This is a genomic window from Actinocorallia libanotica (assembly GCF_039525175.1).
In the GTDB taxonomy this organism is placed as follows: Bacteria; Actinomycetota; Actinomycetes; order Streptosporangiales; family Streptosporangiaceae; genus Actinocorallia; species Actinocorallia libanotica.
On record NZ_BAAAHH010000003.1, the window covers coordinates 189157 to 205694 of the forward strand.

Consider the following 16538-nt stretch of genomic DNA (forward strand, 5'->3'; position numbering starts at 1 on the left):
CCGCAAAGGCTTCACCGGCATCGCGCGCAATAGTGTGCTTTTCATGAGAAAGCTGATTTCGGCGCTGGTCGTTGTCTTCTCGACCGTCGCCGCGTGCGGAGGCGCGGCTGAGGAGAAGCCGCCGACAGAGTCCCCCGCGGCGACGGCCCCCGCGGCGACGGCCCCCGCCCCGGACCCGTTGACGATGGAGATGCCCGCCCTGTGGAAGTTCCAGGCGACGTCCCTGGACGGGAGGCCGTTCGACGGGGCCAGCCTGAAGGGAAAGCCGGTGGTGCTGTGGTTCTGGGCCCCCTGGTGTCCCACCTGCCAGGGCGAGGGCCCCGCCGTCTCCGCCGCGGCGAAGAAGTACGACGGCAGGGTGGAGTTCGTGGGCGTGGCCGGACTCGACAAGAACAAGGAGCAGATGGAGGCGTTCGTCTCCCGCACCGGCACGGCGAACTTCGTCCACCTGGACGACCGCACCGGTGCCCTGTACAAGCACTTCAAGGTGAAGGCGCAGTCGTCCTACCTGCTGGTGAACCCCGAAGGCGGTACCCATTCGGCCATCGGCCCGCTCAGCGAGGACGCCCTGTCCGAACTGATCGACCAGTTCGCCCTGTAGATGGACACCTTCGCCCTCGCCATGGCCGCGGGCCTCGTCGCCGCGTTCAACCCATGCGGGTTCGCTCTTCTGCCGGGCTATCTGGCGCTGCTCCTGGCGGGTCCCGGCGGTCTGTGGCACGCCCTGCGCCTGGCCGCGGCCATGACGGCCGGTTTCGTCACCGTCTTCGGCACGTTCGGCCTGCTGATCTCCCTGGTGACGGCTCCGCTCCAGCGCCATCTACCCTGGGCGACGGTCGTCATGGGCGTCGCTCTCGTCCTTCTGGGCGTCTGGCTACTGACGGGCAGGGAACTCCTCGTCCGCGTCCCGCGCCTGGGAACACGAGGCCCCGCGGGCTCCTTCGCCGCCCTCTACGGTTACGGGGCCTCCTACGCGGTGGCCTCCCTCTCCTGCACGATCGGCCCTTTCCTGGCCGTCACAGGACTGGCCTCCGGCACCGGAAACGCCATGGACGGTCTTGCCGCCTTCTTCGCCTACGCCCTGGGCATGGGCCTGATCGTCGCGGTGCTCTCTCTTCTCGTGGCCTTCGCCCAGGAAGCAGCCGTTCGAAAACTCCGCGGCGTCCTTCCGTACGTCTCCCGCCTCAGCGGTGTCCTTCTCCTGGCCGCGGGCCTCTACGTCGCCTACTACGGCTGGTACGAATTCCGCCTCCTGAACGGAGCCGCCGCCGACGACCCCGTCATCAGGACCTTCACCGAGGTCCAAGGCGCCGTCACCGGCCACCTCATCGAGCTCGGCGTCCTCCCGGTGGCCGCCGTCCTCGTCCTCCTGCTCCTGCTCGCCGCGGCGCTGAGGAACCACGGACGGCACGGCTCCAGATGATGTGCCGTCCGTGGTCCGGGAGAGGCGGCCGTCAGTTGCGCCGGTCGGCCATCAGCGTGGACAGGCCCGGCACGGCGGTCTTGCTGACGCCCTGGCCGTAAACCTTGGCGCCCAGGTACATCTGCTGGGTGGTGCTGTTCTGGCCGCCTGCCGACGGCACTCCCGAGCGCCAGTCGGCCAGCGGGCCGAACAGGCCGCAGCCGCTGGTGGCGGGCACGGCGAAGGTGTTGTCGGAGACCGTCCCGCCCAGGATGTCGCCGTCATAGAGCTTGAGGGACTTCGGGTCGATGATCAGGTTGAGCTTGATCGGGTCCGTGGCGGAGCCGATGCCGCAGGTGCCCGGGAGCAGCAGGTTGCCGACCTTGAACCGCAGGTCCACGGTGGCCCTCAGGGTGGTGTTGTCCTCGGCCAGCCCCCACTTGAAGTTGCCCGCGTACTCGGGCGTCGCCTTGAGCTTGAGCACGCTCAGGGAGTCGGTGCCCGGGATGCCGAGCAGGCCGCCCGGCACGGACAGCTGCGGAGCGCGCCACTTGAGCACGGTCTCGGTGGCCTCGCCGGTCTTCGGGTCGATGTGCGCGAGGGCGGTCATCGTGATGGGCTGGTCGATCGGCTGGTCGATCCTGCCGAAGCGCATGTTGCCCGAGGCCAGGACGAAGACCTCGCAGATGTACTCCGACGGGTCGCCCACGGCGGGCGGAGCGGCCGGGCAGTCGGCGTAGCTGATGGTCACCGGTGCCGGTTCGGCGGACGCGGGCGCGGCCGTCGCGAGCAGGGAGGCCGGGACGAACAGCGCGGCGAGCGCGGAGGCGCGCAGCCTGGAGGTGATCCGGGAGGACGGAAAACGCATGTGAGCCGCCTTTCCAAGGGGTGGGGGGTGGGCGCTCACCGGTCATCATGCGTATGACCGGTGAGCGCAGACTAGACAGTGATCAATGTCACGATCAAGATTGCGGACGGAATAAAATTCGTGACCGAAATCGGGACCGGTCCCGACCTCCGGGGATCACCGAAAGATCCGAGCCGGTTACCGGTCGGTAGCCACTGGTGCGGCGACCGGAGGGACTCGGACCGCTCAGTTCCCGGAACGGTCCCTAGACTGGGTTCCGTGAGCCAGCCGGACGCGACGACCAAGCCGGAGGCGGGGACGCGCAGGCGGATGACGCCCGGTCAGCGGCGGGCCCACCTCATCGACGTCGCGTTGCGGGTGTTCGCCGACAAGGGCTACCGCGACACCTCCATGGGCGACATCGCCCGCGCCGCGGGAGTGAACCGCTCCATCGTCTACGACCGCTTCCCCACCAAGCGGGTGCTCTTCCTCAGCCTGCTCCAGGAGCAGCACATGGCCGCGCTCACCGCGATGGGCGCGCCCGTCTCGGTGCGCCCCGGCCGGGAGGCCCGGCTCCGCTCGGTCGTGTGCGGCTACCTGGAGTTCGCCGAACGCCATCCGGAGGCGCGCCGCCTGCTCTTCGACTTCTCCGGAGAGGACGATCCGGAGATCAGGGTCGCCCGCTGGGGCGTCAGCGAGAGCCGCACCCGCGTCCTGACCCTCCTGCTCGGCGAGGACCTGCGCGTCCTCGGCCTGGATCCGGCCTCCCCGGCCGCGGCCCTGCACGTGGAGATCCTGCTCTCCGGCCTCGACGGCCTGGCCCGGTGGTGGGACCACAACCCCGGCGCGTCCCGCGACGAGCTGGTCGACACCGCCCTCCGCGTCTTCTGGACCGGCCTCTCCCGCAGGGACGTCACCGGGGAGGAGCAGGCGCTCCGGGAGTGAACTCGTCGCTGTCGCGCAGCCCCAGGAAGAGCACGCGCATGACGGCGTCGACGAGGTCGTCGACCGGTGTCTCGGGGTGGCGCTCCCACCAGCGGGTGGCGCCGTCCAGCGCGGAGACCATCAGCTCGACGATCACCGGCCCGGCCGTGGTGTCCGCGTCGATGTCCATCTGGGCGAAGTCCGGGCGCAGCAGCCTGCGGATGATCTCGGTGGAGGCGCTGCGGGCCTCCCAGCGCACCTGCCGGACCTCGGAGTCGCCCTCCCGGCTGCGGTCGAACATCAGCCGCCAGGCCGCCGGATGGTCCAGCGCGTAGCCGAAGCAGGCGGCCACCACGCTCCTCATCCGCGCCTCGCCCGTCCCCGAGGCCGTCACCTTCGGCCCGACGTAGGCGACGGCGGCCTCCGTCTGGTCCTTCAGGACGTCCAGGAACAGTGCCTTCTTGGACGGGAAGTAGTCGTACATGCCGCTGCGGGTGATCCCAGCGGCCGCCGCGACGTCCCCCAGGGAGGTGCCCGCGTACCCCTTGGCGGAGAAGACCCGCATGGCCTCCGCCAGAATCACTTCCCTGCGCCCCGCCCTTCCCATGCCCCGAGCCTACCGCCGGAGGCCCCGCCGACCATCTGGCCCGAGGCGCTGCCGGCCGTCCGACCGGCCGCGGGTACGGATCCGCGCAGCATGGGCGGGGTGGCCAGGGCGGAGACGAAGGCGGCCTCGGCGGCGCGGGCGGGTCCGGGGTCCCACATGCTCAGCGGGACCGAGCGGAGGCGGCGCCCCTCGGGGGAGAGGAGCTGGCCGGCGAACTTCAGGTTCCACAGGGTCAGGGTGCGGTCGGTGATGGCCAGGTCGGGGATGCGGGAGGCGAGGGAGGACTCGAAGGCGGGGAGGTCGCCGACGTCGCGGAGCCAGACGGTGAGCAGGACGTTGTGGGCGCCGGAGAGGGAGACGTACATGCGGGTCTCGCGGAGGCGGGTGATGCGCGCGGCGACCGAGCCGGTGCCGTCGGCGGGGGCCGTGCCCCAGAAGGTGACCGAGACGGGCCAGCCGGAGTGGGGGCGGCTCACCTCGCAGCGGTAGGCGATCAGCCCCTCCCGGTCCAGCCGGGCCAGGCGGCGGCGGACCGTGGTGGGGCTGGAGCCGGTGCGTTCGGCCAGCGCCGCGGCGCTCTGCCGGACGTCGCGGGCCAGGACGTCGATGAGCGCGAGGTCGTCGGGCGTCAGGGCGCCGCGGCCGGAGAAGCCGGGCGCGGGCGAGGTGCGCGCGGCGGGGAAGGCCAGGCGGTCCAGCCGCCAGCGGCTGCCCTCGGCGTGCAGGGTGCTGGCCACGTGGGTGCGGGTGGCGGTGACGCCGGGGACGGCGCCGAGCCGGAAGCCGATGTAGCTGGCGAGCTGGGCCTGGCCGGTGAACGTCGCGGTGAGCAGGAGGTCGCGCCCGCCGGTGACGTGCTCGATGGTGAACAGGTGGGGGTCGTCGGCGAGCTCCAGCGCCACCTCGTGCACCCGTCCCGGCGCGCAGTCCAGCTCGATGAAGGCGATCAGCGCGCCCGGCGGCAGCCAGGCCGGGTAGCACGACAGCCAGGCCAGGCCCGCCTCGGTGAGCCGTGCCCAGCGGCGGGCCGCGGTGGAGGGGTCGATGCCGAGCTCGCCGCCGATCCGGCGCCACTCGGCTCTGGGCTCGCGCTGCAGGGCGGTGACGAGCAGGTAGTCGAGTTCGTCGAGGGTGGCGGATTCCTGCAAATGATCGGTCATCTCTGCGAGATCCCAGCGTTTTGACGGCGTCCGGTGGCTGACTCCGCAGACTACCGCCATGTTCACGCATGACGACGCCGTTTCCCTCGGCGAGGAGCTGTCCGCGCTGCGCCGTGAGCTGCACCGCGAACCCGAGGTGGGCCTGGACCTGCCGCGCACCCAGGAGCGGGTCCTGCGGGCCCTGGACGGGCTGCCGCTGGAGGTGACCACCGGAAAGGGCCTCAGCTCGGTGACGGCGGTGCTGCGCGGCGGCCGCCCCGGCCCGTCCGTGCTGCTGCGCGCCGACATGGACGCGCTGCCCATCCAGGAGGACAGCGGCGTCGACTACGCCTCCCGCCTCCCCGGCGCGATGCACGCCTGCGGCCACGACCTGCACGTCGCCGGGCTCGTGGGCGCGGCGCGCCTGCTGAGCGCGCACCGGGAGGAGCTCGCGGGCGACGTGGTCTTCATGTTCCAGCCCGGTGAGGAGGGCTACGGCGGCGCCGAGATCATGATCGAGGAGGGGCTGCTGGACGCCGCGGGCGACCCGCCCGTGGCCGCCTACGCGGTGCACGTCTTCTCCACCGGGATGCCCGCCGGGTTCGTCGGGTCCAGGGGCGGCACGTTCATGGCCTCCAGCGACTCCTTCGACGTCCGGGTCGTCGGCAAGGGCGGCCACGGCTCCAGCCCCCACGCCGTGCGCGACCCGATCCCGCCGCTGTGCGAGATCGTGACGACGCTGCAGACGCGCGTCGCCCGCTCCATCAACGTCCTCGACCCGGCCGTCGTCACCGTCGGGACCCTGCGGGCGGGCACGGCCCGCAACGTCATCCCCGAGGACGGGCTGCTGGAGGCCACGGTCCGCACGTTCTCCGAGCAGGCCCGCCAGGACGTCCGCGAGCTGGTCATGGAGACCGTGGCGGGCATCGCCTCGGCCTACCGGGTCGAGGCCGAGGTGGACTACCGGCACGACTACCCCGTCACGGTGAACTCCGCCGACGAGGCGCGGTTCGCCCTGGACGTGGCCGGAGAGCTGTTCGAGGGCCGCACGTTCGAGTCGCCCCAGCCGATCCCCGGCTCGGAGGACTTCTCCTACGTCCTGCAGAAGGTGCCCGGCGCGATGCTCTTCCTCAGCGCCTGCCCGCCCGTCCCCGACCCCGCGGCCGCCCCGATGAACCACGCGCCGCAGGCCGTCTTCGACGACTCCGTCCTGCCCGACGCCGCCCTGCTGCTGGCCACCCTGGCCGCCCGCCGCCTGGAAGGGGCCGCCGAGTGAACGCGCCGGCGAAGTCCTCCGCGAAGTCGATCCGCGCCGTCGTCGGCATCCTCGTCTTCTTCGAGCTGACCAGCGGGTTCCTGCAGATGAGCATCACCCCGCTGCTCCCGGCCGTCGGCGACCTGCACGGCCTGGCCGACTCCGACCTCAACTGGATCTCCTCGGTGCAGCTGCTGGCCGCCGCGGTGATGGTCCCGCTGTTCGGGCGGCTCGGCGACCTGCACGGCCACCGCCGCATGCTGCGGGTCGCCCTGGCCGCCATGGCCGTCGGCACCCTGCTGGTCGCCCTCGCCCCCAACCTCGGCGTGCTCCTGCTCGGCCGCGCCCTGCAGGGGACGTTCGCCGCGCTGCTCCCGCTGGAGATCGCGCTGGTCCGCGACCGGCTCCCCGCCGACCTCGCCCGCCGCGCCATCGCCTGGCTGGTCGGCTCGCTGACGCTCGGCGGCGTGCTGGGCATGGTCGTCATGGGCGCGGCGCACGAGGCCATCGGGAACGTCGGGGCGTCGCTGCTGATCCCGGCCGTCCTGGCGGGAGTGTGCGTCCCGCTGTCCTTCCTCGCCGTCCCCGAGAGCCTGAGCCGGGCCGAGGGCCGCGCCGACTGGCCGGGCCTGGTCCTGCTCGGCCTGGCGATGATCGCGATCCTGGCCGGCGTCTCCCGCGCGGCCTCCGCCGGCTGGACGGGCGCCGCGACGCTGCTGCCGCTGCTGGGCGGGCTGGTCCTGCTCGCCGTCTGGGTGCGGGTCGAGCTGCGCGCGAAGGACGCGCTGGTGGATCTGCGGGAGATGGCCGACCGCCGGGTCGCCCCGTTCTACGGCGTCGCGTTCGTGTTCGGCATCGCGTTCTTCGGCACGCAGACCCCCGACACGACCTTCATGGCCGCCGACCCGGCCGAGACCGGCTACGGGTTCGGCCTGTCGTCCATGGACCTGGCGGCGGTCGCCCTGCCCGCGGCCTTCACCTCGGTGATCGGCGCGGCGGGGACCGCGGTGATCGCGCGCCGCGTCGGCTACCGGCCCGCGCTCGTCGCCTCGTTCGCGCTGGTCGCCCTGGGCCTGCTCGGCCAGGCGGTGGCGCACGACGCCCTGTGGCACTTCGTCGTCCTCAAGCCGCTCATCGGCCTGGGCACCGGCATCGCTCTGGGCGCCATGCCCACCGTGATCGTCGAGGGCGCCGACCCGGCCCGCGCCGGCATCGCCACCGCCCTGTACAACAACGTCAAGACCCTGGGCGGCGCGGTGGCGGGCGGCATCGTCGCCTCCGTCCTGGCCACCATGGCCCTGGGCGCCGTCCCCACCGAGGGCGCCTACGTCACGGTCTGGCTGCTGTGCGCGGCCTGCTGCGTCGCGGCCTGCGTCCTGGTCCTCTTCGCCCGCCGCACCGAGTCCGCCGACGCGCAGGCGCCCGTCCCCGCGCACTGAGCGGGGTCTACCGCGCGCCGCCGTCGTCCGGCCGGGGCCTGGGCCCGCGGCGGCGGGGCCGGTAGACGGGGCGGGGGAGCCGGCCCAGGAAGGTGCGCGGCTGCCAGTCGGGCGCGTTGGGCAGGTTCCAGCCGCGCCAGGCGGCCAGGACGCGCAGGACCGCGCCCGCGAGGATCCCCAGCACCGTTCCGGTGAGGGGCGACCCGAACTCCGTGCCGAGCACCTGGATCGCCGCGACCAGCACCGCGACCGTCGCGTACAGCGCGTTGCCGCCCAGCACCGCCGGGATGCGCTGGAGGAGCAGGTCGCGGCAGGCGCCGCCGCCGACCGCGGTGATCGTGCCGAGCAGGATCGCCGGCAGCCACCCCAGTCCGACGGCCTGCGCCTTCTGCGCCCCGACGGTCGCCCACAGGCTGAGCGCGGCGGCGTCGAGCACCGTGAACACCCGGTCCCAGTCCCGCTCGGAGATGTGGAGCACGAACGCCAGTCCCGCCCCGCACAGCGCGGTGGGGATGTAGGCGGAGTTGGTCAGCGCGACCGGCGGCCCGTTCTGCAGCAGCACGTCGCGGATCATGCCGCCCCCCAGCCCCGAGACCAGCCCGAGCACCACGAACCCGAACAGGTCGAGCCCGTACCGGCGCGCGACGGCCCCGCCGAGCAGCGCGTTCGCGAACACCCCTGCCAGGTCGAGCCCCGTGGTGACCGTCTCGATCCGCACGACGATCATTGTAGGGATCACGTTGTGTGACATTGGGAGAGGGGAGCACCGGAAGCGCGGCCTGCGGCACGAAAGCCCCCTTCCCGTTTTTTCTACCAAGTGGTAAGTAATGGGTGTCTTCGCCGAACCAGAGGAGAACCCCCCGTGCTCCGTCCCTTCCCCCTGGCGGCCCCGGTCGCCGCGGCCTGCGCACTGGCCGTCGCCCCGCCGGCCTCCGCCGCCGCACCCGCCCACCGGACGGTCGAGATCGCCTCCTTCGACGGCGTCAGGATCACGACGCACTTCTTCCGGGCGCCCGGCCTGCGCAAGGGGGAGCGGCGGCCGGTGGTCCTGCTGGGCACCGGCTGGGCCGGGCGGGGCGAGACCGACCCGAAGGCCAAGGACGGCCAGCTCGGCCCGCTGCTGCGCGCCGGCTACAACGTCGTGACGTGGAACCCGCGCGGGTTCGGTTCGGGCGGCGCCGCCCACGTCGACGATCCGCGGGTCGAGGGCCGCGACATGCGGAAGATCATCGACTGGGTCGCGCGGCGGAAGGAGGTGCGGCTCGACCGCAGAGGCGACCCCCGGCTGGGCATGGCGGGCGGCAGCTACGGCGGTGCGATCCAGCTCGTCACCGCGGGCCTGGACCGCAGGGTCGACGCCATCGTCCCGTCGATCGCCTTCAACGACCTGGAGGAGACCCTCTACCGGGACGAGGTCTTCCGGGCGAGCTGGGGGGTGATGCTGTGCAGCGGCGGCCTCATGGGCGGCAACAGGCTCGCTCCCCAGGTGCAGAAGGGCTGCCTGACGGGCCTGGCCAGCGGGCGGCTGCCGGACGACACCCGCCGCTGGTTCGCCGAGCACGGCCCCGACCACCTGGTGCGGCGGATCACGGTCCCCACCCTGGTGCTCCAGGGGACCGTCGACACGCTCTTCCCGCTGCGCCAGGGCATCGCGACGTACCGGACGGTCAAGGGCAACGGCGCGCCGGTGAAGATGATCTGGTTCTGCGGCGGCCACGGAACGTGCGACACCGGTCCGGGTCCCGCCAAGAAGCTGACGAAGGCCACCATCGCCTGGTTCGACCGGTACCTGAAGGGCGACCGCGAGGTGAAGACCGGACCGGGCTTCGAGTACATCGACCAGCACGGCGTCTACCGCTCCGCGCCCGCCTACCCGCTGAAGACACTGCGCCCGCTGCGGGCCGAGGCGTCGGGCGCGCTGGAGTTCTCCCGCCGCGACGCCGACATCTACCTCAAGAGCAAGAAGGGCGAGAAGTCCGGTAACGGCATCCCGGAGTACATGGTCGCCGCCCGTCCGCAGGCCAAGGCCGTCAACGTGGCGCTCCCCTCCGTGGAGGCGGCCGCCCAGACGGTCGGCACGCCGCGCGTCACCCTCCGGTACCGCGGCACGGCGAACAAGCCGCGCACCGCCCTGTTCGCCCAGCTCGTCGACCGCGGGACCGGCCTGGTCGTCGGCAACCAGGCGACCCCGCTGCCCGTCGTCCTCGACGGCAGGGAGCGCACCGTCACCCGCGAGCTGGAGGCCGTCGCCTGGTCCCTGACCCCCGCGAGCCGCCTGGAGCTCCAGATCGTGCCCATCACCGGCCTCTTCGACTGGCAGCGCGCCACCGGCCGCGTCGACCTCACCGCCGACGTCACCCTCCCGCTGGTCGAGCCCGGCCCCCGAAGCTGACACACCCCGCGCCCCGGCCGCCCGGAAGAGGGCGCGGCCGGGGCGCGGCGGTCAGCGGCCGCCCGGGGGCACGGCGCGCCGGAGCGCCTCGGTCCAGGGCGCCCACCGCGGGTCCGGTCCGGTCTTCGGCCAGGTCATGCGGGCGCACGTGTAAGCGACGGCCGTCCCGGTGGCGGGCTGCGCGTAGGCGAGGCGGCCGCCGGCCCCGGCGTGGCCGAAGGAACCGGGACCGAGCATGGGCAGGCCCCCGCGCGGCAGCTCGTAACCGAGCCCGAACCGGGTCGGGTCCTGCGAAGGCAGGCGGTCGAAGGGCGCCGGAGCGGGCAGGCCGTCGGTCCGAGGGGCGGCGGCCCGCGCCACGGCGGCGTCGTCGAGGAGGCGGACGCCGTCCACCTCGCCGATGACCGCGGCGTACATGCGGGCCAAGGAGCGGGCGTCGGAGACGCCGTTGGCCGCCGGGACCTGCGCGGCGTGCGCCCGGCGGGTGTTGAAGCCGGAGATCGACGCGTCGACGGACAGGTGGGCGCCGATGGTGGCGCCGACCAGCGGGTCCTCCGGGTCGAAACCCCAGCCGGAGAGCAGGGCGACGGCCTCGGCCTCGGTGGTCGGCGGGCGGTCGGAGTACTGGGGGACGAACCTGTGCTCCTGCTCCTCGGGCAGGCCGATCCACAGGTCCAGGCCCAGCGGCCGGGAGACGAGCTCCGCCACCGCCTCGCCCGGCGTCAGGCCGGTGACCCGGCGGACGACCTCGCCGAGCAGGTGGCCGTAGGTGAAGGTGTGGTACCAGACGGCGGTGCCCGGCTCCCAGAGCGGCGCCGCCTCCGCCAGCGCGTGCACGCAGGCGTCCCAGTCGAACCAGTCGGGCTCGCCGCCGCGGACGAGACCTGACAGACCCGACCGGTGGGCGAGCAGGTCCGACACGGTGATCCCGGCCTTGCCGCGCGCGGCGAACTCGGGCCAGTACGCGGCGACCGGGGCGTCCAGGTCCAGCAGGCCCCGCCGGGCGAGCATGTGGACGCACGTGGCGAGCACGCCCTTGGTGACCGACATGACGACGGTCAGCGCGTCGCCGCCGGCCGCGCGCCCGGACACCGGGTCGCCGCCGGTCCACAGGTCCACCACGAGCTCGCCGTCCTGGTAGACGGCGAGCTGGGCGGCGCCCCCGTCGTCGCGCTGCCCCAGCGAGAAGCCCTCGCGGACCTCTTCGAAACCGGGCACGGCGGTGCCGTGGATCTCGGCCATGGGAACCCTTCCTCGGGGAGCTCAGCCGCCGTCGGACGGCTTGAGCAGACGCAGGACGTCGGCGACCGGTGTGCGCATGTCGAGGGACCGGTCCGACAACCACTGGAGCTGGATGCCGTCGGCGACGGCCAGCAGCAGGACGGCGAGGCGCTCCGCGGGGATTGGCGAGGCGAACTGCCCCTCGTCCATGGCCTCCTGGACGCGCCGGGTCAGCATCGCGCGCAGCTCCTCGTAGCGCCGGGGGAAGAACTCGGCGGCCGGATGCCCGTGCTCTCCCGCGCTCGCGGCCAGGGAGACGAACAGCTCCACCAGGCCGGGGGTGCGCATGCCCTCGCGGAGGGTGTCCAGCGAGCCGCCGAGGCCGGTGAGCTCCGCCAGCCGCTCCTTCTCCACCTCGTCGCGCCTGCGGAGGACCTGCACGAGCAGGTCCTCCTTGGACTCGAAGTAGTGCATGACGCCCGGCAGGCTCAGCCCGCACCGGGCGGCGACCTTGCGCAGCGACGTCCCCCGGTACCCCTCCTCGGCGAAGATCTCCAGTGCCGCCTGGAGGATCTCGGCGCGCTTGGTCTCGCCCTTCCGGTAGGGGCCGCGCTTGGTCATGACCCGCACTCTAATGCGTGGCGGTCCCGCGCACCGCGGCCACCAGTTCGGCGACGGTCCCGGGGCTCAGGCCGATGCCGAAGGTGGAGAACTTGATGAGGGGGATGCCGCGGGCAAGGCCGATCAGCGGGGAGTCCTCGCGCGCCAGCCCCGCGGCTCCCGCGCGCTTCAGGTGCTCGCCGAGGACCCGCCCGCCGTCCGGGTGGTCCAGCCACTCGCCGAGCGTGGACATCGGCCCGAGCTCGTCGACCAGGCCGTCGCCGGGGGTGGCGGCCTCGGCGCGCAGCCGGATGTCGCGGGAGGAGGCGCCGATCTCCACGGTGAACGTGCCGGGGTCGACGCGCCAGCAGTGCCGGGACGGGGACCAGCGGGCGAGGTCGCGTCCGGTGAGGGCGAAGGAGACGCGCCGGGACTCCCCGGCCGCCAGCCCCACCTTGGTGAAGCCGCGCAGTTCGTGCCGGGGACGGGAGGGAGCCTCCTCGTCGAAGGCGATGTAGAGCTGCACCACCTCGTGCGCGAACCGATCGCCGGTGTTGGTGACGGTCGCCTCGACCGTCCAGGTGTTGTCACCGGTCCCGGTGACCTCGAGGTCGGTGTGGGAGAAGCGGGAGTAGCTCAGCCCGTGGCCGAAGGGGTAGGCGACCTCGACGTCGAGGGTGTCGTAGTGGCGGTAGCCCACATAGCGGCCCTCGCCGTGGACGACGTGCCCGTCGGTTCCGGGGAAGTGCAGGTGGGCGGGGGTGTCGGCGAGGCGGAGCGGGATGGTCTCGGTCAGCCGCCCGGACGGGCTGTGGAAGCCCAGGAGCAGGTCGGCCAGCGCGGCCCCGCCCGCCTGCCCGGGCAGCCAGCCCTCCAGGATCGCCCCGGCGGCGTCCCGCCAGGACGCGACGTCGACGACGCCTCCGTTGGCCAGCACCACCGCGACCCGGGGGCAGACGGCCGAGACGGCCCGCAGCACCTCGATCTGGTCGGCGGGCAGCGCGAGCGTGGTGCGGTCGTAGCCCTCGGATTCGGCCTGGTCGGGCAGCCCGAGGAACACCAGGGCGGTGTCGGCCCGGCGGGCCGCGGCGACGGCCTCGGCGAGCAGCGCGGCGTCGGGCTTCCCGTCGAGGGTGAAGCCGGGCGCGAAGGCCAGCTCGGTGGCGGGGCCGACGGCCGCCCGCAGCGCGTCCCAGGAGTTCTCCAGCCGGGTGGGCACGACGTGGGAGCTGCCGTGCCCCTGGTAGCGGGGGGTGCGGGCGAACTCGCCGATGACCGCGACGTGCTGGGCGGCCCCGGGGTCGAGCGGCAGGAGGCCGTCGTCGTTCTTCAGCAGCACGGCCGCCGACCGGGCGGCCTCGCGGGCCAGTTCGTGGTGGGCGTCGACGTCCCAGCCGTCGCGGCGCGGGACGTCCTGGACGCGCCGCACCAGCTGGATGACGCGTTCGGCGGCGGCGGTGACCAGTTCCTCGTCCAGGTCGCCGGCGCGGACCGCCGCGACGATCCGCTCGTCGGTGCCGGTGGGCGGCATCTCCAGGTCCAGGCCCGCGGCCAGCGAGGCGACCCGGTCGTTGACGGCGCCCCAGTCGGACATCACCAGCCCGTCGAAGCCCCACTCCTCGCGCAGGAGCTCGGTCAGCAGCCAGCGGTTCTCGCTCGCGTACACGCCGTTGATCTTGTTGTAGGAGGTCATCACCGCGTACGGCCGCGCCTCGCGCACGATGCGCTCGAACGCGGGCAGGTAGATCTCGCGCAGCGTCCGCTCGTCGACGTCGGCGCTCACCCGCATCCGGTCGGTCTCCTGGTTGTTGACCGCGAAGTGCTTGACGCAGGCGCCGACGCCCAGCGACTGGATCCCGGTGACCAGGGCCGCGCCCATCACCCCGCTGACCAGCGGGTCCTCGGAGAAGTACTCGAAGTTGCGCCCGCACAGGGGGGAGCGCTTGATGTTCACCCCGGGCCCCAGGACGACGTGGACGTCCAGCGCGGACGCCTCGGCGGCCAGCGCCGCCCCGATCCGGCGGGCCAGTTCGGCGTCCCAGGACGAGCCGAGCGTGACGGCGGGCGGGAAGCAGGTCGCCGGGACGCTGTGGCGCAGTCCGAGCGCGTCGCCCGAGGCGGGGTCCTGCCGGCGGATGCCGTGCGGCCCGTCCGCCAGGACGGCCGCGGGCACCCGGCCGCCGGCGGCGGACGTCTCCCACGTGCTGTCGCCCGAGGTCAGGGACGCCTTCTCGGCCAGGGTGAGGTCGCTGGGTGCGGGGAGGTTCATACGTTCGGGCCTCTGGTCGTCACGGGTGGTGGGGAGGCTCCGGCGGCGCGCCGGAGTGGAGGTTGGGGAAGGCCGGCACGTCGCTGAAGTCCAGGCCGAGCCGGGCGAAGAAGGCGACCATGGCGGCGCGCATGTCGACCGCGTCGGGCTCCAGGAGCCACTGGGTCTGCAGGCCGTCCATCTGGGCGAGGAGCATCTGCGCGGTCAGCGCGGGGTCGTAGTCGCCGGGCGGGTCGGTGCGGGCGGCCAGCGCGGCGAAGGCGCGGGTCAGGCGGTCGCGCAGCAGCCGGTACCGCTCGACGAAGTAGCGGTGGGCGGGGTGCTCGGGGTCGGCGGCCTCGGCCGAGATCTTGGCGTGGAGGCCGACGAGGCCGGGGGTGTTCATGTTGCGGTGGGCGATGCCGACGAGCTGGGCCAGGAAGTCCCTCGGCTCGGTGTCGGGGTCGAGCCGGAAGATCACGTGGGCGTCCTCGCGGTCGCGCCGCCCCAGCACCTCGATGAGCAGTGCCTCCTTGCCGGGGAAGTGGTGCAGCAGCCCGGCGTGGGTCATCCCGGCCCGGGCGGCGATGTCCCGCAGCGAGACCGCGTGGAAGCCGGAGCCGGAGAACAGCTCGGCGGCGGCGTCCAGAACGCGGGCGCGGGTGCGCTGCCCCTTCGTGGGCTTGGCGGGTTTCGCCGGTTCCGTCGGGCTGATCTGGTCGGTCACGGAGGGCTCCTGGGATGCTGCTCGGCTCGGTGAGGGTCGCCGTAAGACATTACGACCTTGGTGATCACCCCAGGTCGAGAGCGGAACTTACCACTTGGTAGATTTCATGGCGCAAAACCTACCACGTGGTTAGTTCCGTGTGTATGCTCGCCCAACATCCAGGCGGAATCCCCCATTTCCGCCCCTGATCCGGAGTGAGTGACATGCAGAGATCCGCGAGGACCACCCTGGTCGCCGCCGCCCTCACCGCAGCCTTCGCCCTGTCGGGATGCGCCGACACGGGCGGCGGGTCCGGCGGATCCGACGACACCCTGGACATCGCGACGCTGACCAAACCGCAGAGCCTCGACCCCAAGGTCGCCAACGGCAGCGCCCTGCCGTTCTTCCAGGCGGTGTACGACACCCTCGTCAAGCGCGAGCCCGACGGCACCTACAGCCCGATGCTCGCCACCGAGTGGTCGTTCGACGAGGCCGGCACCGAGCTCACCCTGACGCTGCGCACCGGCGTGAAGTTCCAGGACGGCACCGCGTTCGACGCCGAGGCGGTCAAGGCCAACCTCGAGCGGTTCAAGAAGGGCGGCGGCGCCGACGCCACCGACCTGGCGGCCGTCACCTCCATCGAGGTCGTCGACGCCGCCCATGTCAAGCTCGTCCTCGCCCAGCCCGACCCCGGCCTGCTGTTCTACCTCAGCGACTCCGCCGGGCTGATGGCCAGCCCCGCGGCCTTCGCCAAGGAGGAGGAGCTGAAGACCAAGCCGGTCGGCACCGGCCCCTACCGGCTCGACGCGGCCAAGACGGTCGTGGGCACCAAGTGGGTCTACACCCGCTCGCCCGACTACTGGGGTGAGAAGCCGCCCTACGGCACCGTCACCATGTCCGTCTTCGACAACGAGACGGCCATCGTCAACGGCCTCAAGACCGACCAGATCGACACCGCCCTGCTCCAGGACGTCGGCCAGCAGGTCAGCATGAAGTCCGACCCGAACGTCACCACCACCGACGTGAACTTCGACTTCCAGGGCATCCTGCTGTTCGACCGCGGCGGGAAGGTCACGCCCGCGCTGGGCGACGCCCGCGTCCGGCAGGCCCTCAACCACGCGGTGGACCGCGAGACCATGCTCTCGGCGCTGCGCCAGGGCCGCGGCGAGGTCACCGCCCAGGTGTTCGGCCCCGAGACCGCCGCCTACGACCCGGCGCTGGACACCGCCTACCCGCACGACCCGGAGAAGGCCAAGGCGCTGCTGAAGGAGGCCGGCTACGAGAAGGGCTTCAAGCTCCACCTGCCGCGGGTCACCGCCATCGTCAACGACGCCCTCGCCTCGTCCCTGAAGTCCGACTTCGAGAAGGTCGGCGTCGAACTGGTGTGGGACGCCCCCGACGCCGCCGTGCTCCAGAAGGTCTTCGTGAACAAGGAGTACTCGGGCATGGTCATGAACATGGGGCTCGACACCGTCGACGGGATCGTGCTGCGCACCCTGGTCCTGCCCGGCACCTTCAACATGTTCGGCACCACCGACGACACGGTGCAGAAGCTGGTCGGTTCCATCCAGGCGAAGCCCGACGCGGCCGAGGCCGACCTGAAGGCGCTCAACGAGCACCTCGTCGAGCAGGGCTGGTACCTGCCCTTCTACCGGATGAGCTACCTGCTGGTGTCCGACAAGGACGTCAAGGCGACGCCGCAGTCGGGCATGGCCGTCCCGTCCATCTACAACTACAGCCCCGCCTGATCCGGACATC

15 protein-coding genes are annotated in these 16538 nt (G+C 72.7%); 7 read left to right on the forward strand and 8 right to left on the reverse strand.

Going from position 1 to position 16538, the window contains the following annotated elements:
• Positions 1–43: 43 nt before the first annotated feature.
• Together ABD140_RS06115 and ABD140_RS06120 are read left to right on the forward strand one after the other, a co-directional pair.
• Entirely contained in the window at positions 44–601 is a 558-nt protein-coding gene (locus ABD140_RS06115) for a TlpA family protein disulfide reductase (protein ID WP_344237633.1), read from the forward strand.
• Entirely contained in the window at positions 602–1423 is an 822-nt protein-coding gene (locus ABD140_RS06120) for a cytochrome c biogenesis CcdA family protein (protein ID WP_344237635.1), read from the forward strand.
• A 31-nt stretch (positions 1424–1454) separates the two neighbouring features.
• Here ABD140_RS06120 and ABD140_RS06125 read toward each other — a convergent pair whose 3' ends face one another.
• Positions 1455–2270: a hypothetical protein gene (locus ABD140_RS06125; protein ID WP_344237637.1), complete on the reverse strand. Its 816-nt coding sequence runs from the start codon at positions 2268–2270 to the stop codon at positions 1455–1457.
• A gap of 258 nt (positions 2271–2528) precedes the next feature.
• Here ABD140_RS06125 and ABD140_RS06130 point away from each other — a divergent pair, with 258 nt between their 5' ends.
• Positions 2529–3194, forward strand: a complete 666-nt coding sequence (locus ABD140_RS06130) for a TetR/AcrR family transcriptional regulator (RefSeq protein ID WP_344237639.1) — start codon at positions 2529–2531, stop codon at positions 3192–3194.
• Here the strand turns inward: ABD140_RS06130 and ABD140_RS06135 are convergent.
• Together ABD140_RS06135 and ABD140_RS06140 are read right to left on the reverse strand one after the other, a co-directional pair.
• The gene (locus ABD140_RS06135) at positions 3163–3780 is read right to left on the reverse strand and encodes a TetR/AcrR family transcriptional regulator (RefSeq protein ID WP_344237641.1); all 618 of its coding nucleotides are present in this window, start codon (positions 3778–3780) and stop codon (positions 3163–3165) included. The two genes, ABD140_RS06130 and ABD140_RS06135, sit on opposite strands and share 32 nt — an antisense overlap.
• On the reverse strand, positions 3753–4940 hold the full coding sequence (locus ABD140_RS06140) for an Lrp/AsnC family transcriptional regulator (protein ID WP_344237643.1): 1188 nt from the start codon (positions 4938–4940) through the stop codon (positions 3753–3755). Before ABD140_RS06140 ends, ABD140_RS06135 begins: the two co-directional genes overlap by 28 nt.
• A 58-nt stretch (positions 4941–4998) precedes the next feature.
• On the opposite strand from ABD140_RS06140, the gene ABD140_RS06145 reads away from it, so the two are divergent.
• Together ABD140_RS06145 and ABD140_RS06150 are read left to right on the forward strand one after the other, a co-directional pair.
• Entirely contained in the window at positions 4999–6195 is a 1197-nt protein-coding gene (locus tag ABD140_RS06145) for a M20 metallopeptidase family protein (RefSeq protein WP_344237645.1), read from the forward strand.
• Positions 6192–7613: an MFS transporter gene (locus ABD140_RS06150; RefSeq protein WP_344237647.1), complete on the forward strand. Its 1422-nt coding sequence runs from the start codon at positions 6192–6194 to the stop codon at positions 7611–7613. The genes ABD140_RS06145 and ABD140_RS06150 overlap by 4 nt, the downstream gene beginning before the upstream one ends.
• A 7-nt stretch (positions 7614–7620) precedes the next feature.
• Here ABD140_RS06150 and ABD140_RS06155 read toward each other — a convergent pair whose 3' ends face one another.
• Complete coding sequence (locus tag ABD140_RS06155; protein WP_344237649.1) at positions 7621–8331, reverse strand: trimeric intracellular cation channel family protein; 711 nt, start codon at positions 8329–8331, stop codon at positions 7621–7623.
• A 144-nt stretch (positions 8332–8475) separates the two neighbouring features.
• Between ABD140_RS06155 and ABD140_RS06160 the strand changes: the two genes are divergently transcribed.
• Positions 8476–10005, forward strand: a complete 1530-nt coding sequence (locus ABD140_RS06160; RefSeq protein ID WP_344237651.1) for a CocE/NonD family hydrolase — start codon at positions 8476–8478, stop codon at positions 10003–10005.
• Between the two features lie 51 nt (positions 10006–10056).
• On the opposite strand, the gene ABD140_RS06165 is transcribed toward ABD140_RS06160, so the two are convergent.
• Genes ABD140_RS06165 through ABD140_RS06180 form a run of 4 tightly spaced genes read right to left on the reverse strand, consistent with a single transcriptional unit; the run spans position 10057 to position 14801 of the window.
• Entirely contained in the window at positions 10057–11247 is a 1191-nt protein-coding gene (locus ABD140_RS06165) for a serine hydrolase domain-containing protein (protein WP_344237653.1), read from the reverse strand.
• Between the two features lie 21 nt (positions 11248–11268).
• Positions 11269–11847 carry a TetR/AcrR family transcriptional regulator gene (locus ABD140_RS06170; protein WP_344237655.1) on the reverse strand — a complete coding sequence of 193 codons (579 nt, stop codon included), beginning with the start codon at positions 11845–11847 and terminating at the stop codon, positions 11269–11271.
• Between the two features lie 10 nt (positions 11848–11857).
• The gene (locus ABD140_RS06175) at positions 11858–14095 is read right to left on the reverse strand and encodes a glycoside hydrolase family 3 C-terminal domain-containing protein (RefSeq protein ID WP_344237657.1); all 2238 of its coding nucleotides are present in this window, start codon (positions 14093–14095) and stop codon (positions 11858–11860) included.
• Between the two features lie 19 nt (positions 14096–14114).
• Entirely contained in the window at positions 14115–14801 is a 687-nt protein-coding gene (locus tag ABD140_RS06180) for a TetR/AcrR family transcriptional regulator (protein WP_344237659.1), read from the reverse strand.
• A gap of 203 nt (positions 14802–15004) precedes the next feature.
• Between ABD140_RS06180 and ABD140_RS06185 the strand changes: the two genes are divergently transcribed.
• Complete coding sequence (locus ABD140_RS06185) at positions 15005–16528, forward strand: ABC transporter substrate-binding protein (protein WP_344237661.1); 1524 nt, start codon at positions 15005–15007, stop codon at positions 16526–16528.
• Positions 16529–16538 lie beyond the last annotated feature (10 nt).